Consider the following 21753-nt stretch of genomic DNA (forward strand, 5'->3'; position numbering starts at 1 on the left):
TTACCAGAATGATACTTTTGACTTTGAATTTTAAAATGAAATAATGAGCAATTTTAGGCCAACTATCTTATAAAAAAACCTTCCTTGGTTACTTGTTACATGTTGTTTTTTAAAAGAAATCCTTACTGGAATTAATTTATATCATGCAGTCTTGTAATTACCCGCTGCATGTATTTCGTTACTAATCCTGGCTAGCTCATAGATATAATCACCATACCATTGCATCATCTCTCTCCGCCCCTCCAGATACTGCGCATGGTTATATGTCCCACGTATCGCGTTCTTATCCACATGCGCAAGCTGTGTTTCAATCCATGCTGAGTTAAAGCCTTCTTCGTGTAGGACGGTACTCATTGTGTGACGGAAACCGTGCCCCGTCAGCCTTCCTTTATATCCCAACAACTCAATCACCTGATTAACGCTTTCCTTTGAGATCGGCTTCGTACGATCATTGCGTCCGACGAATACCAGCGGGTATAGCCCCGTAATAGGCTTCAGTGACCTAAAGAGTTCAACAACCTGATTCGACATCGGAACGATATGAGGTCGTTTCATCTTCATCACTTCAGAAGGAATTTCCCAGAGTCGCTTTTCAAAATTGATATCCTCCCAACGGGCAAAACGTAATTCCTGAGTTCGTACCCCTGTAAGCATGATGATTTGAGTTGCAGTCTTGGTAATAACACTCCCGGTATAGCCTGCAAGATCTCTAAGAAAGTGAGGGAGCTCTTCGGCAGTCAGGAAAGGAAAATGTGTTTTCTTCGGTGTTGCGAGGGCTGTAGCGAGATCGGGTGCAGGATTGTATTCAGCGCGTCCGGTCACGATTGCATGACGGAATACTTCACCGCAGCGCTGTCTGACTTTGCGCATCTTTTCTAATGCACCACGCTTTTCCATACGACGAAGGGTTTCCAGCAATTCCATGGGCTTAATTTCAGCTATGGGACGCTTACCGATGTAGGGGAAAATATCCTTTTCAAAGGTATCAATAATTTCATCACGATAGCGCAATGACCAACGATCCGCTCTCAGCTGGTGCCATTCACGGGCAATAGCCTCGAAGGTATTTTCGTAGTTTAGTTTTTGAGCGATTTTTTCTGCTTTCTTTGCTTCTCCGGGATCGCTTCCAGCAGATAGTAACTTTTTCGCAGCTTCACGCTTTTCACGGGCTTGAGCGAGAGAAACCTCAGGATAAACGCCGAAAGCAAGGCGCTTTTCTTTACCCGCATAACGATACTTTAAACGCCAATAGCGTGAGCCGTTGGTGGTTACTTCAAGATAAAGGCCTCCACCATCAGATAGCTTGTACGGCTTCTCTTTGGGCTTGGCTGTGTCGATTTGTCTGACTGTTAGCTTCATTGGGGGCATCTCAAAATGGGGCTATAAATCATGCCCCCCATTATGCCCCCAGAATGCACTTGATTCTGGTAGAGACAGTTGACCTCGGGAGAACATAATTAGCAGTAGTTGCGGGTATTATAGGGGATTTACTTGAGACAGTGGAGTTCAGGAGAGGCAAATTGGCGGAAGATCACAGGAGTCGAACCTGCCCGGGACCGCTGGCGGCCCCAACTGGATTTGAAGTCCAGCCACCTCACCGGAGATGACGATCTTCCGCGCCTCGATTGCTACATGGAGGCGGGGCGCATTATAGCTACTTCCAAACGTTTCCACACCCCCTCACTCACTTTTTTAACTTCCGTTTCTCCATACCATGACCAGTTTCAAATAAATCCCCGCAAAATCCATTACTTACACTTAGACACATTTTTTGACGCTACTCTGATCACAGAAAACAAGAATCGTAATTTGATAACGAGATATCGGAATACCCGCGCTCACAGGGATGGTTTACAAGAACTGTAACCGGTATCAGTGCGTGTGAAAGTGCTAACAAGGATGCGTAATGAAAAGTGAGATTTTGTCCGTTAAAGAGAAGATTGGCTACGGCATGGGCGATGCTGCCAGCCACATCATCTTTGATAACGTTATGTTATATATGATGTTCTTCTATACCGATATTTTTGGTATCCCGGCCGGTTTTGTCGGCACGATGTTCTTACTGGCTCGCGCGCTGGATGCTATCTCAGACCCTTGCATGGGACTGCTCGCCGACCGCACCCGTTCACGCTGGGGGAAATTCCGCCCATGGGTGCTGTTTGGCGCTCTGCCATTTGGTCTGGTCTGTGTGCTCGCCTACAGCACGCCGGATCTCAGCCTGCACGGCAAAATGATTTATGCCGCAATCACCTACACGCTGCTGACCCTGCTTTATACCGTGGTGAATATTCCCTACTGCGCGCTGGGCGGTGTGATAACCAATGACCCAACGCAGCGTATCTCCCTGCAGTCATGGCGCTTTGTGCTGGCGACGGCGGGCGGCATGCTCTCCACCGTGCTGATGATGCCGCTGGTGAATCTGATTGGCGGTGAAAATAAAGCGCTGGGCTTCCAGGGCGGGATTGCCGTGCTTTCGGTTGTGGCGTTCCTGATGCTGGCGTTTTGCTTCTTTACTACCAAAGAACGTGTGGAAGCGCCGCCGAGCAGCAACTCAATGCGTGAAGACCTGCGCGACATCTGGCAGAACGACCAATGGCGTATCGTCGGCCTGCTGACCATCCTCAACATCCTTGCCGTCTGCGTTCGCGGCGGGGCGATGATGTATTACGTCACCTGGATTCTGGGTACCCCGGAAGTGTTTGTCGCCTTCCTCACCACCTATTGCGTCGGCAATCTTATCGGCTCTGCGCTGGCAAAACCGCTGACTGACTGGAAATGCAAAGTCAGCGTCTTCTGGTGGACGAACGCCCTGCTGGCGGTCGTCAGTCTGGCAATGTTCTTCGTGCCGATGCACGCCAACCTCACCATGTTCGCCTTCATCTTCGTGATTGGCGTACTGCATCAGCTCGTGACGCCAATCCAGTGGGTGATGATGTCCGACACCGTTGATTACGGCGAGTGGTGTAACGGAAAACGTCTGACGGGGATCAGCTTCGCGGGCACGCTGTTCGTGCTCAAGCTGGGTCTGGCGCTCGGCGGGGCGATGATCGGCTGGATGCTGGCGGGCGGCGGTTACGATGCCGCAGCGAAAACCCAGAACAGCGCCACCATTAGCATCATTATCGCATTGTTCACGATTGTCCCGGCTATTTGTTACCTGTTGAGTGCCGTGATTGCCAAACGCTTCTATACCCTGAAAACGCCGTATCTGACGGAAATCATGAGTCAGCTGGCTCAGGGTGCGCACCGCAATCAGCAGGATTTTTCGACGAAAGAATTACAGAACTAAGGAACCAACGATGAAAATTAGCGACGGAAACTGGCTGACGCAGCCTGGCCTGAATTTAACTCACCCGATTCAGGTATTCGAGGTCGAGCAACAGGGTAACGAGATGATTGTCTACGTTGCACCGCGCGATGTGCGTGAACGTACCTGGCAACTGGATACTCCACTCTTCACCCTGCGCTTTTTCTCGCCGCAGGAAGGCGTGGTTGGGGTGCGTATGGAACACTTCCAGGGCGCGTTAGATAACGGTCCGCACTATCCGCTGAACGTGCTGCAGGACGTCAACGTAGAGATTCAAAACACCGCTGAATTTGCCGAACTGAAAAGCGGTAATTTGAGCGTGCGGGTCACTAAAGGCGAGTTCTGGTCGCTGGATTTCCTGCGTAACGGCGAACGTATTACCGGCAGCCAGCTGAAAAATAACGGCTACGTGCAGGACACCAACAGCGGGAAAAACTATATGTTTGAACGCCTGGATCTGGGCGTTGGCGAAACGGTGTACGGTCTGGGTGAGCGCTTTACTGCGCTGGTACGTAACGGCCAGACGGTGGAAACATGGAACCGCGATGGCGGCACCAGTACCGAGCAGTCTTACAAGAACATCCCGTTTTATCTCACCAACCGTGGTTACGGCGTACTGGTAAACCATCCGCAGTGCGTGTCGTTTGAAATCGGCTCTGAGAAAGTGTCAAAAGTGCAGTTCAGCGTTGAAAGCGAGTATCTGGAATATTTCGTCATTGACGGCCCTACGCCGAAAGCGGTGCTGGATCGCTATACCCGCTTTACCGGTCGTCCGGCGCTGCCGCCAGCCTGGTCATTCGGTTTGTGGCTGACTACATCGTTCACCACTAATTACGATGAAGCGACGGTGAACAGTTTTATCGACGGGATGGCCGAGCGCAATCTGCCGCTGCACGTCTTCCATTTCGACTGCTTCTGGATGAAAGCCTTCCAGTGGTGCGACTTTGAGTGGGATCCGGTGACCTTCCCTGACCCGGAAGGTATGATCCGCCGCCTGAAAGAGAAAGGGCTGAAGGTCTGCGTATGGATAAACCCCTATATCGGCCAGAAATCCCCGCTGTTCAATGAACTGAAAGAGAAAGGTTATCTGCTCAAGCGCCTGGACGGCTCCCTGTGGCAATGGGATAAATGGCAGCCGGGCCTGGCGATTTATGACTTTACCAATCCTGAAGCCTGCGAGTGGTATGCCAACAAGCTGAAAGGTCTGGTGGATATCGGCGTTGATTGCTTCAAAACTGACTTTGGTGAACGCATTCCTACTGACGTTCAGTGGTTTGACGGTGCCGATCCGCAGAAAATGCACAACCATTATGCGTACATCTACAACGAACTGGTATGGAACGTGCTGAAAGAGACCGTCGGTGAAGAAGAGGCAGTGCTGTTCGCCCGTTCGGCCTCAGTGGGTGCGCAACAGTTCCCGGTGCACTGGGGCGGCGACTGCTACGCCAACTATGAATCAATGGCCGAAAGCCTGCGTGGCGGCTTGTCCATCGGCCTGTCCGGCTTTGGCTTCTGGAGTCACGATATTGGCGGCTTTGAGAATACCGCCCCGGCGCACGTCTACAAGCGCTGGTGTGCGTTTGGGCTGCTCTCCAGCCACAGCCGCCTGCACGGTAGTAAATCCTACCGTGTGCCATGGGCGTACGATGATGAATCCTGCGATGTGGTACGCTACTTCACTGAGCAGAAATGCCGCATGATGCCGTACCTGTATCGCGAAGCGGCGCGCGCCAATGAACTCGGAACACCGATGATGCGCGCAATGATGCTGGAGTTCCCGGACGATCCGGCATGTGATTATCTCGACCGCCAGTACATGCTGGGCGATAGCGTGATGGTTGCGCCGGTGTTTAGCGAGGCGGGTGATGTGCAGTTCTATCTGCCGGAAGGACGCTGGACGCATCTGTGGCGTAACGACGAGGTGGCGGGCAGCCGCTGGCATAAGCAGCAGCATGACTTCCTGAGTCTGCCGGTTTATGTGCGCGACAATACACTGCTGGCGCTGGGCTGCAATAACCAGAAGCCGGACTACGCCTGGCACGAAGGGACGGCGTTCCAGCTGTTCCATTTGCAGGAGGGTCGGGAGGCGATTTGTGAAGTCCCGGCGGCTGACGGTTCGGTTATCTTCACGCTGAAGGTGACGCGCACGGGTAATACCATCACCGTGCAAGGAAGTGGCGAAGCGCGTAACTGGACGCTGTGTCTGCGTAATATTACGCAGGTTAGCGGCGTGAAGGGCGGCTCATCTGTGGGCAGTGAGTGGGGAACGGTTGTCACGCCGGATGCGGATATGCTGACGATTACCCTGTAAGTAAATCTCAACGTGGGCTGGATGGCGATGCAATGCGTTTTATCCGGCCCACGCTGCGAGCAGTATTCCAGATCTGAAAATCCAAAACATCCTGAATTAAATTTTTATCTCCCCATATTTGCGAGCGATATCACTCTGAATCCCGCGAAAAATGTGATCTGCGCCGTAAATATCTCACTATTTCTCGTTTTTGTCTTATTTCTGTCCGGAATACAGGACACGATTTAGTATTGTTGGCGCATCGTAGTCCTCTTATATTTATCATCACGGATTACACGTGGAGCATAAATGCTTCTTTATAACCTAAATAATTCGAGTTGCAGGAAGGCGGCGACGCAGCGAATCCCCTGAACGTACATAAGTACGTGACTGGGGTGAGCGAGGAAAGCCAACGCACATGCAGCTTGAAGTATGACGGGTATAGATATTTAATCTGGTATGTAATAAGGGTAAATAATGCAAATGATTACCTCGCGACAAAACAGATTATTAAAATTTCTTCTGTCTAAGAAGGAATATGTCACGCTGCTGAAAATTGCCGAATATTTATCTGTTTCAGAGAAAACTGTGCAGCGCGATCTGCGCTTACTGGAACCATGGTTATCAGAATGGAAAATAGCCATCGATAAACGTGCTGGTGCTGGGGTGATATTAAGTGCTGATAATATTACAGACCTTTTATATATGGACCAGTTATTAGGAACGGAGGGTGATGATGCTGACGGCATGATGAATAATTCACGGCGAGTCAAGATAGCCTCACAATTATTAAGCGAAACGCCGCATGAAACGTCGATCAGTAAATTATCCGAACGTTATTTCATTAGTAGCGCATCGATTGTTAACGATCTGAAAGTAATTGAATCCTGGATTACCCCGTTGGGCCTGTCGTTGATTCGTAGTCAGAGCGGCACGCACATTGAAGGCAGCGAGAGCGGTGTGCGCCAGGCGATGGCATCGCTGATTAACGGTGTGATTAACCATAATGAACCCGGCAGCGTGATTTATTCACGCCTGGATCCGGGCAGTTATAAAGCGTTAGTGCATTACTTTGGCGAAGAAGACGTTTTATTTGTCCAGACGTTATTGCAGGAAATGGAGAACGACCTGTGCTGGTCGCTCGGCGAGCCTTATTACGTCAATATCTTTACCCATATTCTGATCATGATGTACCGCATCACGCGGGGCAATGCGCTTCCGAGAAAAGAAGAGAGCATCTCTACCTGTGATGAGAACATATTTTCCATTGCCAGTCGCATGATTCAGCATATCGAAAAACGCATTGCCCACCCGCTGCCGGAAGACGAAGTCTGGTTTATATATCAATACATTATCTCCTCGGGTGTGGTGATTGAAGAGCATAATGACGTGAGTGTGATTGGCCATATGCACTCCAGCGACGAAGCGCGTTTGATTACCCATCGGTTGATTGCCACCTTCGCCGAGATGGTCGACAGCGATCTTAGCCAGGACACGGCGCTGTATGACGGATTGCTGATCCACATTAAGCCGCTGATTAACCGACTGAACTACCAGATCCGCATTCGTAATCCGCTTCTGGAGGATATCAAAGGCGAGTTGCAGGACGTGTGGCGTCTGACCCAGTGTGCGGTGAATCGGGTGTTTAGCGGTTGGGGCGAGCGGGCCGTGTCGGAAGATGAAGTGGGATATTTAACCGTGCATTTTCAGGCCGCAATGGAGCGTCAGATAGCGCGTAAACGCGTACTACTGGTCTGTTCAACGGGTATCGGCACTTCTCACTTACTCAAAAGCCGTATTCTGCGCGCCTTTCCGGACTGGACTATCGTCGGCGTGGTGTCGGCAGGCAGCCTGCCCTCTGTACTGACGGACGATATTGAACTGGTGGTATCGACGATTAATTTACCCGCGGTTGCCATGCCGGTCGTGTATGTCACTGCCTTCTTCAATGATGCGGATATTAAGCGGGTAACAGAAACGGTTATTACGGAAAAATTACATCGGGCGACGTCGCTGGTCGTTGAAAATTAATGTCTGAACTCCATGAGGTATGATTGATGGACATCACGAAAATACTCAATACAAATCGCGTTATTTTGGACATGAAGGCTACAAGCAAAACGGAGGCTATTGAGGAACTGACGGATATTCTGCAAAAAGATGGAGCAATTAGCTGTCGCGAAACGTTTATTCAGGATGTCTGGCAACGTGAGTCAGAAGGCTCGACCGGCTTCGAAAACCATATTGCGATCCCGCACGGAAAATCCTCGGCGGTGGTCAATACCACGCTGGCGATTGGGCGTACCCGCCAGGATATTCCCTGGGAAACCCTGGATGGCAGCAACGTGCGCTGCATTATTCTGTTTGCCGTACGTCTTGAAGATCAAAATACCACCCATATTCGTCTGCTTTCGCAGGTTGCTGGCGCGTTGGCAGATGACGACATTATTGAACAACTATTAGTTGAAAGTAGTCCACAAAAAATTATTGAGCTTTTTAGCCAATATGCTGAATCCAATGTCTGCTAAATAAAATGTGGAGCATGTTATGAATATTGTTTGTGTTGCCGCCTGTACTGCGGGTATTGCGCACACCTATATTGCCCGTGAGAAGTTAATTAAAGGTGCTAAAGCGCTTGGTCATAATATAAAAGTTGAAACCCAGGGCACCATTGGCACAGAAAACGAACTGCTGACAGAAGATATTTCTGCGGCTGATGTCGTGATTCTTGCTGTCGATGTAAAAATAAAAGGGGAGGAGCGATTTTCAAACAAACGCATTGTGCGAGTAAAAACTGAAATCGTCATAAAATCGCCCATTCAGTTTCTTGAAAAGGTCGAAAAATCATTAGTTAATAATAACCAGTAGCGATCCTCATTCTGGAGGGGTTTCACATGAGTGAAAATAAAATTCCGCTATCTCAGGAAATAAAAAAACATTTATTAACGGGAATTTCGTGGATGATCCCGTTAATTGTCGCCGCCGGGATCTGTATTGCTCTCGGGCAAATACTTGGCGGCACTAACGTCGGTGAAAAAACAGGAACCATTCCCTGGATGCTCAACCAGATTGGCGGCTGGGGGATGGGGTTAATCGTACCGCTGATTAGTGCGGCGATTGCGTACTCCATTGCTGACCGTCCGGGATTCGCGCCGGGCCTGATTGTCGGCTTCGTCTGCGGAGAAATTCATACCGGTTTTATCGGTGGGATGCTGGGCGGATTTCTGGTCGGTTATACCGTCCTGCTGCTCAAGCGCTATATCCGTTTGCCGCAGTCGATGCAGGGGTTGATGCCCATCATGGTGCTGCCGGTACTGAGTACCGTCATTGGCGGTCTGTTGATGATGACGCTGATTGGCAAGCCGATTGCCTGGCTGCAGGACGCGTTGATTCATCTGCTGGAGTCCATGCAGGGCGGATCCCGCTTTCTGATGGGCGCTATCCTCGGTGCGATGGCGACATTCGACTTCGGTGGGCCGGTGAATAAAACCATGTCGCTGTTTGCTGACGGCATGCTGGTCAGCGGCGTGTACGGTCCGGAAGCGGTGAAGTTTGTCGGTTCGATGATCCCTCCATTTGGCATTACGCTCTCTTTCCTGCTGACGCGTCACAAGTACACCCGTGCGGAACGTGAGGCGCTGAAGGCTGCATTCCCGATGGGGATCTGCATGATTACCGAAGGGGTTATTCCGATTGCGGCGCGCGACCTGCTGCGCGTGGTGGGCTCCTGCGTGGTGGCCTCGGCGATTGCGGGTGGCCTGATTATGGTGTGGGGTGTCGAAAGCCCGGTACCGCACGGCGGCATGTTTGTGGTTCCGCTCTTTACGCATCCGCTGCTGTTTTGCCTGGCGCTGGGGATCGGTACGGTGATTTGTGGCGTCATGCTGTCGCTGTGGAAGAAACCGGTAACCGAGCGTGATGAAGAGTTTGACGAACTCAGCGATCAAAAGCTGAAAGACGAAGAAATCACCTTCACCCTGGAATAACCGGAGGCCGTATGTTTGCCGATATGAAAAGCATGGTGACCAAAGCCTGGCGCGAACAGTACGCGCTGCTGGCCATCAACTGTATGAACCTGGAAAGCGCCCGCGCAGCGGTGCGAGTGGCGGAGAAACACCATGCGCCCATCATTCTGAATTTGTATCAGGGGCATCTGGAGCATTTTCCGGCCCCGATAGCGGCAGCGGTGGTCAAAACGCTGGCAGAGGAAGCCTCGGTTCCGGTCGCGCTGGCGCTGGATCATGGAAAGGATCCTGTACGCATTCGCCAGGCTTTTCGCGCCGGATTCAGCGGCTTAATGATCGACGCCTCCGCCTTTGCGCTGGAGGAGAACATTCGCCAGACCCGGGCGGTGGTTGAGCTTGCCGCCAGCGTTTCTCTGTGCGTGGAAGGCGAGCTGGGCCATCTGGCCGATGCTCCGTGCTATGACCACGCAGCTAACGCTGATTTGATGACCCTGGCCGCCGACGTGGAACCCTTTATCCAACAGACCGGGATCGATTTGCTGGCGGTGTCGGTGGGTACGGCACACGGCATGTACGCGCCGGGTATCACTCCTGCTATTGATTTCCAGCGGCTGGAGGAAATAGCCCGGTTATCAACGGTGCCGCTGGCGCTGCATGGCGGCAGCGGGACGCCGTTTGACCAGCTACAGCGCTGTCCGACGTTTGGTGTCGCCAAGATAAACGTTGGTGCGGCGGTTTTCGAAGCCGGAAAGGCTGCGCTACTGCATACCCTGTGTCGCGACACATCCGGTGAACTCGTTGATGCCCTGGCCCTGATGGAGCAGGCCTGCGAGGAAGCCATTATTCCGTACCTGCAGGCCAGCGGCGCTATCGGCAAAGCCTGATTCATTTTCTGTAACGCCTTCTATGCCTCTGCGATGACGCACTGGCAGGGCTTTCTACACCCTGAAACTGGAGAATTAACATGTTAGTTTCGATGAAAGAATTACTGCAACCTACCCGTCAGCACGGTTTTGCCATCGGCGCATTCAACGTGGCGGACAGCTGCTTTGTACGCGCAGTAGTGGAAGAAGCGGAAGCGACCAATACCCCGGCGATTATCTCCATTCACCCCAGCGAACATGATTTTGTCGGCGATGCGTTTTTTAGCTATGTCCGTGATATCACCCTGCGCAGCCCGGTTCCCTTTACTCTGCATCTGGACCACGGCGCTTCGGTTGAGCATGTCCTGCGGGCGATTCAGTGTGGGTTTACCTCGGTGATGATTGATGGCTCGCTGCTACCATATGAAGAGAACGTGGCGCTGACCCGCGAAGTGGTCAAACTGGCGCATGCGGTAGGTGTTTCGGTGGAAGGGGAGTTGGGAACGATTGGCCAGACCGGGACGTCAGTGGAAGGCGGCGTGTCGAAGGTTACTTATACCGATCCTGCTCAGGCAGAGGATTTTATCGCCCGAACGGGTGCAGACACGCTGGCGGTGGCGATTGGAACCGCGCACGGGATCTACCCGAAAGGGATGCAGCCAGAGCTGCAAATGAACATCCTGCGCGACATCGCCGGGCGTGTGGATATTCCGCTGGTGCTGCACGGTGGTTCCGCGAACCCGGATGCGGAAATTGCCGAATCCGTGACGCTAGGCGTTGGCAAAATCAACATTTCCAGCGATATGAAATACGCCTACTTCCAGAAAGTCCGCGAAATCCTGGCGAAAGAAACCTGGTGGGACCCGAACGTAATCTATCCGGAAGCCATTAGCGCCGCGCGGGACGTGATCCGCCACAAAATGAAACTGTTCGGTTCAACCGGCAAAGCATCACTTTACTAACGGCATGCAGGCGGGGCGACCCGCCTCTTTCGCAACAAGGAAAAGTGGAATGAAGCGTTCACACATTAATTATGCCGTCGATAAAGCGCATGCCATCGCTGAGACTTTTCGGGTCTGCCTGCCTGATTTCGCATATTTTACGGTCGATGCCTGGCGGCAACAGGATCAAACTCTGTGGCGTGAAGTGCGCGATCTCCAGTTGGGCTGGGATATTACCGACTTCGGGCACGGAGATTTTGCGCAAACGGGGCTGACGTTACTAACGTTGCGCAATGGTCTGATGGGGTCAGCGGATTACCCCAAATCGTATGCCGAAAAGATGCTGCAAATTCAGCAGGATCAGCAAACGCCATGGCATTTTCATCGCCATAAAATGGAAGATATCGTTAATCGCGGCGGCGGTGATTTATGTATGCAGCTGGCGTGGGTCACGCCTGATGATGAGTATGACGCCCGACGCGTTGTTGAGGTTAGCGTGGATGGTCAGCGGCGTACCGTTAACGCTGGCGAGACGCTGGTATTGAAACCGGGACAAGGAGTGTGCCTGCCACCGCGCTTGTATCATCGCTTTTGGGCGGAGAAGGCGTTCGTGCTGGGCTGGGAAATCTCGATGGTCAATGACGACCAGCATGACAACCACTTTCTGGAATCTGGCGGTCGCTTCCCGGTGATTGAAGAAGACGAGCCGGTGAAGTGGCTGTTGTGCAGTGAATATATTCGCTTATGAGCGTGAGTAGGCCCGGTAAGCGAAGCGCCACCGGGCAATAAATCATTGTGCAGGTGGTGGTGCAGTGACTTCACTCCCCGAAACCACGCCCGCCTGCATGGTTTGCGTTACCTGCTGTTTCTCCACGTTCACCGCATGCAACTGACCGTTGACCGTTGGCTTGAGAGGCGCATCGGCCTGAATATTGCCGCTGGCAGTAAGCTGGATGTTGCCATCTCCGGAAAGCGGCAGTGCGGGCCAGCCCCACTGCTGCAGGATCGTCATTGGCACGCCGCGCCCGTTCAGGCTGACCTGCGTCTGGCGCTGAGGTAGCTGCGAAATGCTGGCGGTGGCCTCCAGCAGTCCTTTTTCCGTATAGGCGCTCAGTTCGCTGATATTGATGGTGCTGCTGTTTGCCATTAGCGCCAGAGAAGGACGACGCACATCGGTACGGTTAAAGGTAGCGGCAGCGGCGTTGAGGGTGGCGCTACCGCTCCAGATCCCCCACTGATTGTTCTGTACCAGTCCGAGGTTAGCGCCGTAGCCGTCCAGCGCGGTGAGCTGCCACGGGAAATTCGGGTCGATATCTATCACCAGATTGCGGCTGGCACTGAATTTCTTCAGCGTCAGGCTGTTTAGCCACGCTGGCAGGGGTTTCATCCACAGCTGCTTCCAGTTTTCCGGCAGCGTGTATTCCAGACCAGCAATCGCGGCATCGTCAAGGACCAGCGCTTTGTTGCTGCGCATCCAGTTTCCGGATGTTCTGACCATACCGCCTTCCCAGCGGGTGGTGAACTGGCGCAGCGCAATGCCCTGCGGTGAGAACTCGGCGTTCAGAATCGGATCGAAGAAGTGCAGAGAGCCGTAAATAAACTCGCTGGCGTTCATCGACAATTTTCCTTCCTGAGTTTGCCAGTCGTCCTTACTGAAGGTCATGTTGCGCAAGCTCAGATCGAGATCCGTCACCGCCCAGTCGGGGCCTTGCAGACGGGCATCCGTCACTTCCAGACGACCAATTTGCAGGGAAGGAATAGTGCTTAACGGGGCAAAAAAGTCGGCCAGCGATTTGTCGCTTTGCAGCCGGATATCGTTCAGGCGCAGATTCTCCACAACCCAACTTCCGTCTGCATTGCGTTGCGCTACGCCGGTTAATGCCCCACGCGCCACGTCAGCGCCAATATTGCTTAGCGTCACCCGGTCATGGTCGATGCTGCCTTCAATCAAGACGTTGGTAGTTGGAACATCGTTGAGCGTCAACGAACTGGCGCTGAGCTGAATTTGCGCTTTGCTCCCGAGAATTTTACCTGCCTCAGGGCTCCAGGGAATGACGCCGCCGTTAACGCGCTGGGCGCTGAGGTTCCACTCGCTGCCGGGGCTGTTAAGCGCCATATCCTGCAATTGCAGGCGATCGGCCTGGAACGGTAGCGGCGCGGTTTGCTGGGAAAGATTCAGTGTGCCGTTTTGCAACAAAATGGTGTCTACGTGCAGCGGGTCGGTGATTTGGCGGCTACTCAGCCCAATATCGACCGTTTTAGCGACCAGCGTTGCGGGCTGACCATCCCGGCCAAAGGTGACGTTTTCCAGCAGAATATGGGAAGGGGAGGAAAACCGGTGATCGATGGCATCAAACGCCAGATGGTAGCTGCTGTTCTCCGAAACCCAGGCGCTGACGTGCTCTGCCCCCCAGCGGGTTTGCAGTAGAAAATAAAGGCCGAGAATCGCCACTGCAAGGGCGATCAGCACGTAAAGAAGCAGCTTTCCAATAAATTTCATGGTCTTCCATCCCGCGAAGTGCACATAGTCAAGTTATGCACGATTTAGGCGCAATGCTCAAGGCGGGAATGGTGAAAGAGCGTTACAGCGGCGTTGATTCAGAACCAACGCCGCATTTTGCTTATTGCTTTTCTGGCGGGAATACCAGATTCAGAACGATTGCGGTAATACCGCCAGCGGCGATACCGGAAGAGAGCAGGTTTTTCACCCAATCCGGGGCGAACTGGAGAATCAGCGGCTGCTGGGAAACACCCAGACCAACGGCCAGCGACAGCGCGATAATCAGAATCGCGCGGCGGTTCAACGGCTCGCGGGATACGATACGCACACCGGATGCTGCGATAGTACCGAACATCACCAGTGTTGCGCCGCCCAGTACCGGCTCAGGAATATGCTGTACAAAACCGCTGACTGCCGGGAACAGGCCCAGCGCGATCAACATCAGCGCCACCACAAAACCAACGTAGCGGCTGGCAACGCCTGTTAACTGAATAACCCCATTGTTCTGGCCAAAACAGGAGTTCGGAAAGGTGTTGAACACGGCGGAAACAAACGAGTTCAGACCGTTCGCCAGCACGCCGCCTTTCAGGCGCTTCATATACAGCGGACCCGAAACCGGCTGCTCGGAGACATCAGAGGTGGCCGTAATATCGCCGATGGTTTCCAGTGAGGTAATCATAAAGACCAGCATCAGCGGCAGCAGTAAACTCCAGTCGATGCCCAGGCCATAATACAGCGGCGTTGGCACCATCAGCAGGTCCTGGCTTACCGGTGCGGTATTTTGCGGCAGCATGTCCATAAACCAGGCCAGCAGATAGCCTGCCGCCATCGCAATCACCAATGACGCAACGCGCAGGTACGGGTTGCGTTGACGGTTAAGCAGGATGATTAGCGCCAGCACCACGCCTGCCAACAGTAAATTCTTCGGCGCACCAAAGGTGTTGTCGCTCATTGCGGCATAGCCACCGCCAATCGATGTCAGACCTACCTGAATCAGCGACAGGCCGATAATCATCACCACCACCCCTGAGACCAGCGGAGTAATAATACGACGCGCCAGGTGCAGGACACGCGAGATAACCATCTCGGTGCAGCTTGCCAGCATCAGCGTACCGAACAGCGCCGCCATCATGGTTGGGACATCTGCGCCACCGGTTTTTAGCGCCGTACCGCCCATAATCAGTGGCGCAACAAAGTTAAAGCTGGTGCCCTGAATGGATAGCAGCCCTGAGCCGACCGGCCCCCAGGCTTTGATCTGAATGATAGAAGCCACGCCGGAGGCGAACAGCGACATACTGATAATGTGTTGAGTATCCTGAGCCGGTAAACCAAGCGCCTGGCAAATTAACAGAGCAGGGGTGATCACCGCGACGAACATGGCCAGCAGATGCTGGCAGGCGGCAAACAGGGTCTGGGCTAACGGGGGGCGATCTTCAAGACGGTAAATCAGTTCACTGTTGTGAGTCTGCGCAACCGGTTGCGCATTTGTTGACTCTACGGCGTTAACGGACATCAGAGGCAATCCCATGGTGGAAAAGCGGTGATTTTATCTGACCAGGGCAGAAAAGCAAACGTTTGCTAGCAGGTATTCTTAATATTTAAAACGGATAAACAAACATTTTTATATAACTTTTCATCATTTTCTGCTTAAAATCCACTCCGAAAACTCAATAAGAGCTAAAAATCGGTCTGGAATGCATCGTGCGTGATTGTGCTAAACGCACTAATGGAGCTGTAAATGTTTTATCTCGATACGTTATCAACGCTGGTTGCGGCAACCCTTGTGTTGCTGCTGGGACGTAAGCTCGTCCAGTCTGTTTCCTTCCTGAAAAAATACACCATTCCCGAACCCGTTGCAGGCGGATTGCTGGTGGCGATTGCGCTGCTGGTGCTGAAAAAAAGCATGGGTTGGGAAGTGAATTTCGATATGACCCTGCGCGACCCGTTGATGCTGGCCTTCTTCGCCACTATCGGTCTGAACGCCAATATCGCCAGTTTGCGTGCCGGTGGCCGCGTGGTGGGTATCTTTCTGATTGTGGTTGTTGGCCTGTTGCTGATGCAAAACGCCATCGGTATTGGTATGGCGACCCTGCTGGGTCTGGACCCGCTGATGGGTCTGATCGCTGGCTCGATCACCCTCTCTGGTGGACACGGAACCGGGGCCGCGTGGAGCAAGCTGTTTATTGAACGTTATGGCTTCACCAATGCAACTGAAGTGGCAATGGCTTGCGCAACGTTTGGTCTGGTGTTGGGTGGGCTGATTGGCGGCCCGGTGGCACGCTATCTGGTCAAACACTCCACCACGCCAGACGGTATGCCGGACGATCAGGCCGTGCCGACCGCATTTGAAAAGCCGGACGTTGGGCGCATGATCACTTCGCTGGTGCTGATTGAAACCATTGCTCTGATCGCTATCTGTCTGACGGTGGGTAAAATCGTTGCGCAAATGCTGGTTGGAACAGTGCTGGAATTGCCGACCTTCGTCTGCGTGCTGTTTGTTGGGGTGATCCTCAGTAACGGTCTGGCGCTACTGGGTTTTTATCGGGTGTTCGAACGTGCAGTTTCGGTGCTGGGTAACGTAAGTCTGTCGCTGTTCCTGGCGATGGCGCTGATGAGTCTGAAGCTGTGGGAACTGGCTTCACTGGCCTTGCCGATGCTGGCAATCCTGGTTGTGCAGACTATTTTCATGGCGCTGTACGCGATATTCGTCACCTGGCGCATGATGGGTAAGAACTACGATGCCGCCGTGCTGGCAGCCGGACACTGTGGTTTTGGTCTCGGCGCGACGCCGACGGCGATTGCCAACATGCAGGCGATTACCGAACGTTTTGGACCATCCCATATGGCGTTTCTGGTGGTGCCGATGGTGGGGGCGTTCTTTATCGATATCGTCAACGCGCTGGTGATTAAGCTGTATCTGCTGTTACCGATTTTCGCGCAATAACGGCTGTGCGGCGGGGTAACATCCGCCGCCGCTATGAATTAACTACGCGTTGGAGTAGCGTTCGGTTTCCGGCATCCAGCGCTCTATCAGTGCCACGGCCTGTTGCGGATAACGTTCGTGAATATGGCGGGCAATGCGCTGAACTTCCGGGATAATCGCCTGATCGCGCAGTAAATCTGCGACCTTGAATTCTGCCGTTCCGGTCTGGCGAGTACCTAACAGCTCGCCGGGGCCGCGAATCTCTAAATCTTTTTGCGCAATTACGAACCCGTCGTTGCTGTCTCGCAGAACCTGCAGGCGTTGCTGCGCGGTTTTAGACAGCGGTGATTTGTAGAGCAGAACGCAGTGGGAAGCCACCGCGCCACGGCCTACGCGACCACGCAACTGGTGCAACTGGGCCAGACCTAAGCGTTCCGGATTTTCAATAATCATCAGGCTGGCGTTTGGCACGTCCACGCCCACTTCAATCACCGTGGTGGCAACCAGCAGATGCAGTTCACCCTGCTTAAAGGCCGCCATTACTGACTGCTTCTCGGCGGGCTTCATGCGCCCATGTACCAGGCCAATATTGAGTTCTGGCAGCGCCAGTTTAAGCTCTTCCCACGTCGCTTCTGCCGCCTGAGCTTCCAACAAGTCAGACTCTTCAATCAGCGTACAGACCCAGTATGCTTGACGTCCTTCGTGGGTACAGGCGTTGCGCACGCGATCAATGATATCGCTGCGGCGGGTATCCGGAATGGCGACCGTAGTGACCGGCGTACGCCCCGGAGGGAGTTCGTCAATGACCGACGTGTCGAGGTCAGCATAGGCCGTCATCGCCAGGGTACGTGGAATCGGCGTGGCGGTCATGATTAGCTGGTGTGGGTGGAAACCCTGCTGCTGACCTTTCTCCCACAGTGCCAGACGCTGATGAACGCCGAAGCGGTGCTGTTCGTCGATGATAACCAGCGCCAGCCCGTTGAACTGCACCTGTTCCTGGAAAATCGCGTGCGTGCCGACAATCATCTGCACCTGACCGCTGGCGATAGCTTCCTGTTGCGCCAGACGCGCTTTACCTTTCTGCTTGCCCGCCAGCCAGCCCACTTCAACGCCCAGTGGCGCGAACCAGTTGCGGAAGTTATTCGCATGCTGTTCAGCCAATAGTTCGGTAGGAGCCATTAGCGCAACCTGCTTACCATGTGCGATAGCCCGCAGCGCGGCCAGCGCGGCAACCAGCGTTTTACCGGAGCCGACATCACCCTGTACCAGGCGCATCATCGGCACATCCAGTGCCATATTGCGTTCAATCTCAGCGGTAACACGGGCCTGTGCGCCAGTAGGTTTGAACGGCAATGCTGCCAGCAGCTTATCTTTTAGCGCGTTGTTAGCACTTAACGGCTGGGCGTGAAAACGCTGTGCCCCGGCACGTAGTGCCAGCATGCTGAGATTATGCGCCAGCAGTTCTTCGAGAATCAGACGTCGCTGCGCCGGATGTTGTCCGGTTTCCAGATCGCTGAGTTGCAGCGAAGGTGGGGGGCGGTGCAATGTGCGCAGTGCTTCGGGTAGGCTCATCATGCCCTGTAACAGCTCTGGCGGCAGCAGTTCGGCAATGGCGCAGGTATCGAGCAGATCCAGTGCCTGATCGGTCAGCTTGCGCAGCGTGGCCTGCTTCACACCTTCGGTGGTTGGATATACTGGTGTGAGTGTTTCCTGCAATTCTGGCGTGCTGAGATCGCCTTGTACGCGGTATTCCGGGTGAATCATCTCTGCGCCGTATTTCCCGCGTTTGGCTTCGCCGTAGGCCAGTACCCTACGCCCGGTAGCAAGGCTGTTTTTCATCGCTGCGCTGAAGTTGAAAAAGCGCATGGTGAGAATCCCCGAGCCATCGCTGATTTGACAGGTCATCATCCGGCGGCCGCCGAAGGTGATATTGCAGTTCAGCACTTCGCCTTCAACGGTGGCATAGACACCCGGCAGCAGTTCGCCAATTGGGTACAGATGGGTACGGTCTTCGTAACGCAAAGGGAGGTGGAGCAGGAGGTCCTGCACGGTGTGCAGGCCAATTTTAGCCAGTTTACTGCTTTGCGCTGCGCCAACGCCGGTCAGAGAGTTGAGTGGGATGGCATCCAGTAAACGGCCTTTCATCGCGTTTATCTCGCAGATTGCATAGTGGCCCACCACGTTGCATCGGCTTCAATTTCGCCCTGCGTGTTTACGTGAGGGTAGGGAAGACCTTTGCGCTTAGCGACATTCGCCAGCACCGGATAACCGCCTTCAAACAGTAAGCGCTGCTGCTCTTCTTGTGGCAGCATGCTGTTTTCTCGTCGGTACATCCCCGCGTTTTGCCGCTGGCGCTGTGCTTCGTACAGAATCAGCGCGGAGGCGACAGAAACGTTCAGTGACTGCACCATGCCAGTCATGGGAATGATGATGTCCTGATCAGCCAGATCCAATGCTTCCTGAGTGATGCCGGTTTTCTCCTGGCCCATCAGGATGCAGGTGGGGCGCGTGTAATCAATCTCGCGAAAATCCACGGCTTTATCTGACAGATGGGTTGCCAGGACCTGCATGCCCCGGCTTTTTAAATGTGTGACCGCATCGCCAATGGTAAGGTGAGTTTTCACCTGCACCCAACTGTTGCTGCCTGCGGCAGAAGAGGCCATGGTGCGCATACGGCTACCCGGCCAGACGGCGTGGACTTCATGCACGCCGACCGCATCTGCAGTACGAATAATCGCAGAAACGTTATGAGGTTTGTGAACCTGCTCCATGCAGACGGTCAGATCGGGCTGACGACGTGCGAGCATCTCGCGGATACGTGCATAGCGCTGTTCATTCATAAGACTAGTTTCGGTTACGGTTGACTTTTATCACGTCCGGCATGACGCGGATTTTGCGCATGATATTCGCCAGGTGCACACGATCGCGAGCGGTCAGGCGAATAAAGGCGCTATAAACGCGGCCATCTTTCTCTTCCGTATTCAAACTTTGAATATTGGAGGTGGTCGTGTTGATTGCCGCCGTCAGGTTCGCCAGAGCACCCTGGTGGTTAAACATATCCACCTTAATCTCGGTGATGAATTCCTGCTCCGTCTCTTTATCCCATTCCACCGCCATAAACTTCTCTGGCTCTTTCTGGTAGCCACGAATATTACGGCAGGACTCATGGTGGATCACCAGACCTTTACCCGGACTGACGTGGGCAATGATTGGATCGCCTGGAATTGGACGACAGCATTTCGCGAAGGTGATCAGCACGCCGTCTGCGCCTTTGATTGGCAGATGACCATGGCCAGATTGTGCTGGTACGTTCGCTGTTGCTTCGCCCTGCTGGAGGTTTTTCGCTACCACCACGCTCATGGCGTTACCCAGACCGATTTCTGCGAGCAGATCGTCAAGCGTGGCGAGCTTCATACGCTCAAGCTCACGCTGGATGCTCTCTGGGGGGATCTCAGCCAGTTTACGGCTACCGCCCAGGGCATGGTTGAGCAGTCGACGACCCAGACTGACGGAATCATCGCGCTTGAGGTTTTTCAACAGTTGGCGAATCTTGGCGCGCGCTTTCGAACTGACGACGAAGTTTAGCCACGCTGCGTTCGGACGTGCGCCCGGCGCGGTGATAATCTCAACGGTCTGGCCGCTAAAGAGCGGTTGTGAAAGCGGGTAAGGCTGTCTGTCGACGCGCGCGCCGACGCAGGCGTGACCGATATCGGTATGCACGGCGTAGGCGAAGTCGACAGGCGTTGCACCGGCGGGCAGTTCGACAATGCGCCCTTCCGGTGTGAAAACATAAATCTCATCCGGGAAGAGATCAGATTTGACGCTTTCAATAAATTCAAACGAGCTACCGGCGCTCTGCTGCAGTTCCAGCAAGCTTTGCATCCAGCGCTGAGCGCGGATTTGCGCAGTGGTGCTGCTTTCGCCGCCGTGCTCTTTGTAAGCCCAGTGCGCTGCGACACCCATCTCTGCCATCTGGTCCATGTCTTCAGTACGAATCTGTACTTCAACCGGGACGCCATGAGGGCCGATCATTGAGGTGTGCAAAGACTGATATCCGTTCGCTTTCGGAATGGCGATATAGTCTTTCACGCGACCAGGGCGTGGTTTGTACAGGCTGTGCATCTGGCCGAGTACGCGATAGCAGGTATCGGAATCATGAACGATGACGCGAAATGCGTAGATATCCATGATGGAGTGAAAACGCTGCTCTTTGAGCACCATTTTGCAGTAAATAGAGTACAGGTGCTTCTCACGCCCGCTTACGCGACACGGAATACCTGCCTCCTGCAAACGCCCTTCGATTTCCGAGAGGATTTTTTGGATCATCTCTTTGCGGTTGCCGCGAGCGGCTTTAACCACTTCTTTAATCACGCGATAGCGGTTTGGGTACAGCGCTTCAAAACCCAGCTCTTCCAGCTCGGTTTTAATGTGATGAATACCTAAACGGTGTGCCAGCGGACTATAGATTTCGAGGGTTTCACGGGCGATGCGGCGACGTTTGTCCGGGCGTAATGAGCCCAGCGTGCGCATGTTGTGGGTGCGGTCGGCAAGTTTGATGAGAATGACGCGGATATCCTGCACCATCGCCATAATCATCTTGCGAAAGTTTTCAGCTTGCGCCTCTTTCTTATCGCGAAACTTAAGCTTATCAAGTTTCGATACCCCTTCTACCAGCTCTGCAACGCTTTTACCAAAAAGCTGTTCCATGTCCTGATAGGTGGCTGGGGTATCTTCAATCACGTCATGCAGCAGCGCAGCCATCAGCGTTTCGTAGTCGAGTTTCATCTCGGCCAGAATGCAGGCTACCGCTACCGGGTGCGTGATATAGGGTTCACCGCTTGAACGTGTCTGGCCCTCGTGAGCGTCACGTGCAACGAGATACGCCTGCCGAAGACGCTTAATCTGGTCTTCCGGCAGGTAGTTTTGAATCAGTTGATTCAGGCTTTCAAACAGATACAAGGGCG

General features: G+C 53.5%; 16 protein-coding genes and 1 tRNA gene. 10 read left to right on the top strand and 7 right to left on the bottom strand.

The window, feature by feature from the left end; all coding sequences use genetic code 11:
* Positions 1–141 precede the first annotated feature (141 nt).
* Both SK35_RS00415 and SK35_RS00420 read right to left on the bottom strand, forming a co-directional pair.
* A complete protein-coding gene (locus tag SK35_RS00415) occupies positions 142–1359 on the bottom strand; it encodes a tyrosine-type recombinase/integrase (protein ID WP_048215281.1) in 1218 nt (405 codons plus the stop codon).
* A gap of 162 nt (positions 1360–1521) precedes the next feature.
* A tRNA-Sec gene (locus SK35_RS00420) sits at positions 1522–1616 on the bottom strand.
* Between the two features lie 290 nt (positions 1617–1906).
* Here SK35_RS00420 and SK35_RS00425 point away from each other — a divergent pair.
* The 9 genes from SK35_RS00425 to SK35_RS00465 all read left to right on the top strand — a co-directional run bounded on the left by SK35_RS00425 (position 1907) and on the right by SK35_RS00465 (position 12114).
* Positions 1907–3289, top strand: coding sequence for a glycoside-pentoside-hexuronide family transporter (locus tag SK35_RS00425; protein ID WP_048215282.1), 1383 nt, complete (start codon positions 1907–1909; stop codon positions 3287–3289).
* A 10-nt stretch (positions 3290–3299) separates the two neighbouring features.
* The gene (gene yicI, locus SK35_RS00430; protein WP_048215283.1) at positions 3300–5618 is read left to right on the top strand and encodes an alpha-xylosidase; all 2319 of its coding nucleotides are present in this window, start codon (positions 3300–3302) and stop codon (positions 5616–5618) included.
* Between the two features lie 456 nt (positions 5619–6074).
* On the top strand, positions 6075–7628 hold the full coding sequence (locus SK35_RS00435; RefSeq protein WP_048215284.1) for a BglG family transcription antiterminator: 1554 nt from the start codon (positions 6075–6077) through the stop codon (positions 7626–7628).
* Between the two features lie 26 nt (positions 7629–7654).
* Positions 7655–8125, top strand: a complete 471-nt coding sequence (locus SK35_RS00440) for a PTS sugar transporter subunit IIA (RefSeq protein ID WP_008786490.1) — start codon at positions 7655–7657, stop codon at positions 8123–8125.
* Positions 8126–8144: 19 nt separating this feature from the next.
* On the top strand, positions 8145–8465 hold the full coding sequence (locus SK35_RS00445) for a PTS fructose transporter subunit IIB (protein ID WP_003827230.1): 321 nt from the start codon (positions 8145–8147) through the stop codon (positions 8463–8465).
* 26 nt (positions 8466–8491) lie between these two features.
* A complete protein-coding gene (locus tag SK35_RS00450; protein ID WP_003827232.1) occupies positions 8492–9583 on the top strand; it encodes a PTS fructose transporter subunit IIC in 1092 nt (363 codons plus the stop codon).
* Positions 9584–9594: 11 nt separating this feature from the next.
* Entirely contained in the window at positions 9595–10446 is an 852-nt protein-coding gene (locus SK35_RS00455; protein ID WP_048215285.1) for a class II fructose-bisphosphate aldolase, read from the top strand.
* Between the two features lie 80 nt (positions 10447–10526).
* Positions 10527–11387, top strand: coding sequence for a ketose-bisphosphate aldolase (locus SK35_RS00460; RefSeq protein WP_003024018.1), 861 nt, complete (start codon positions 10527–10529; stop codon positions 11385–11387).
* A gap of 49 nt (positions 11388–11436) precedes the next feature.
* Positions 11437–12114 carry a D-lyxose/D-mannose family sugar isomerase gene (locus SK35_RS00465; RefSeq protein ID WP_048215286.1) on the top strand — a complete coding sequence of 226 codons (678 nt, stop codon included), beginning with the start codon at positions 11437–11439 and terminating at the stop codon, positions 12112–12114.
* Positions 12115–12156: 42 nt separating this feature from the next.
* Here SK35_RS00465 and SK35_RS00470 read toward each other — a convergent pair whose 3' ends face one another.
* Positions 12157–13866 (bottom strand): AsmA family protein, encoded by a 1710-nt coding sequence (locus tag SK35_RS00470; protein ID WP_048215287.1) that lies wholly within the window; start codon positions 13864–13866, stop codon positions 12157–12159.
* A gap of 121 nt (positions 13867–13987) precedes the next feature.
* A complete protein-coding gene (gene xanP, locus SK35_RS00475; protein WP_003024026.1) occupies positions 13988–15379 on the bottom strand; it encodes a xanthine/proton symporter XanP in 1392 nt (463 codons plus the stop codon).
* Positions 15380–15604: 225 nt separating this feature from the next.
* Here xanP and gltS point away from each other — a divergent pair, with 225 nt between their 5' ends.
* A complete protein-coding gene (gltS, locus tag SK35_RS00480) occupies positions 15605–16810 on the top strand; it encodes a sodium/glutamate symporter (protein ID WP_003024029.1) in 1206 nt (401 codons plus the stop codon).
* A 42-nt stretch (positions 16811–16852) separates the two neighbouring features.
* Here the strand turns inward: gltS and recG are convergent, their stop codons facing one another.
* From recG to spoT, 3 genes are read right to left on the bottom strand one after another with little or no spacing between them, the layout of a single operon-like run.
* A complete protein-coding gene (recG, locus tag SK35_RS00485; RefSeq protein ID WP_048215288.1) occupies positions 16853–18934 on the bottom strand; it encodes an ATP-dependent DNA helicase RecG in 2082 nt (693 codons plus the stop codon).
* Positions 18935–18939: 5 nt separating this feature from the next.
* Positions 18940–19629 (bottom strand): tRNA (guanosine(18)-2'-O)-methyltransferase TrmH, encoded by a 690-nt coding sequence (gene trmH, locus SK35_RS00490; protein ID WP_032945382.1) that lies wholly within the window; start codon positions 19627–19629, stop codon positions 18940–18942.
* Positions 19630–19633: 4 nt separating this feature from the next.
* Positions 19634–21748, bottom strand: coding sequence for a bifunctional GTP diphosphokinase/guanosine-3',5'-bis pyrophosphate 3'-pyrophosphohydrolase (gene spoT / locus SK35_RS00495; protein WP_048215289.1), 2115 nt, complete (start codon positions 21746–21748; stop codon positions 19634–19636).
* Positions 21749–21753 lie beyond the last annotated feature (5 nt).

Origin of the sequence: Citrobacter sp. MGH105 (assembly GCF_001037485.2) — a bacterium.
Classification (GTDB): Bacteria; Pseudomonadota; Gammaproteobacteria; order Enterobacterales; family Enterobacteriaceae; genus Citrobacter; species Citrobacter portucalensis.

Bases quoted from the DNA above. Each gene is read 5' to 3' on its own strand.
- SK35_RS00465 (WP_048215286.1), top strand. From the start codon at position 11,437: ATGAAGCGTTCACACATTAATTATGCCGTCGATAAAGCGCATGCCATC.
- SK35_RS00450 (WP_003827232.1), top strand. From the start codon at position 8,492: ATGAGTGAAAATAAAATTCCGCTATCTCAGGAAATAAAAAAACATTTA.
- SK35_RS00455 (WP_048215285.1), top strand. From the start codon at position 9,595: ATGTTTGCCGATATGAAAAGCATGGTGACCAAAGCCTGGCGCGAACAG.
- yicI (WP_048215283.1), top strand. From the start codon at position 3,300: ATGAAAATTAGCGACGGAAACTGGCTGACGCAGCCTGGCCTGAATTTA.
- SK35_RS00445 (WP_003827230.1), top strand. From the start codon at position 8,145: ATGAATATTGTTTGTGTTGCCGCCTGTACTGCGGGTATTGCGCACACC.
- SK35_RS00435 (WP_048215284.1), top strand. From the start codon at position 6,075: ATGCAAATGATTACCTCGCGACAAAACAGATTATTAAAATTTCTTCTG.
- SK35_RS00415 (WP_048215281.1), bottom strand. From the start codon at position 1,359: ATGAAGCTAACAGTCAGACAAATCGACACAGCCAAGCCCAAAGAGAAG.
- SK35_RS00425 (WP_048215282.1), top strand. From the start codon at position 1,907: ATGAAAAGTGAGATTTTGTCCGTTAAAGAGAAGATTGGCTACGGCATG.
- recG (WP_048215288.1), bottom strand. From the start codon at position 18,934: ATGAAAGGCCGTTTACTGGATGCCATCCCACTCAACTCTCTGACCGGC.
- gltS (WP_003024029.1), top strand. From the start codon at position 15,605: ATGTTTTATCTCGATACGTTATCAACGCTGGTTGCGGCAACCCTTGTG.
- SK35_RS00440 (WP_008786490.1), top strand. From the start codon at position 7,655: ATGGACATCACGAAAATACTCAATACAAATCGCGTTATTTTGGACATG.
- xanP (WP_003024026.1), bottom strand. From the start codon at position 15,379: ATGTCCGTTAACGCCGTAGAGTCAACAAATGCGCAACCGGTTGCGCAG.
- trmH (WP_032945382.1), bottom strand. From the start codon at position 19,629: ATGAATGAACAGCGCTATGCACGTATCCGCGAGATGCTCGCACGTCGT.
- SK35_RS00460 (WP_003024018.1), top strand. From the start codon at position 10,527: ATGTTAGTTTCGATGAAAGAATTACTGCAACCTACCCGTCAGCACGGT.
- SK35_RS00470 (WP_048215287.1), bottom strand. From the start codon at position 13,866: ATGAAATTTATTGGAAAGCTGCTTCTTTACGTGCTGATCGCCCTTGCA.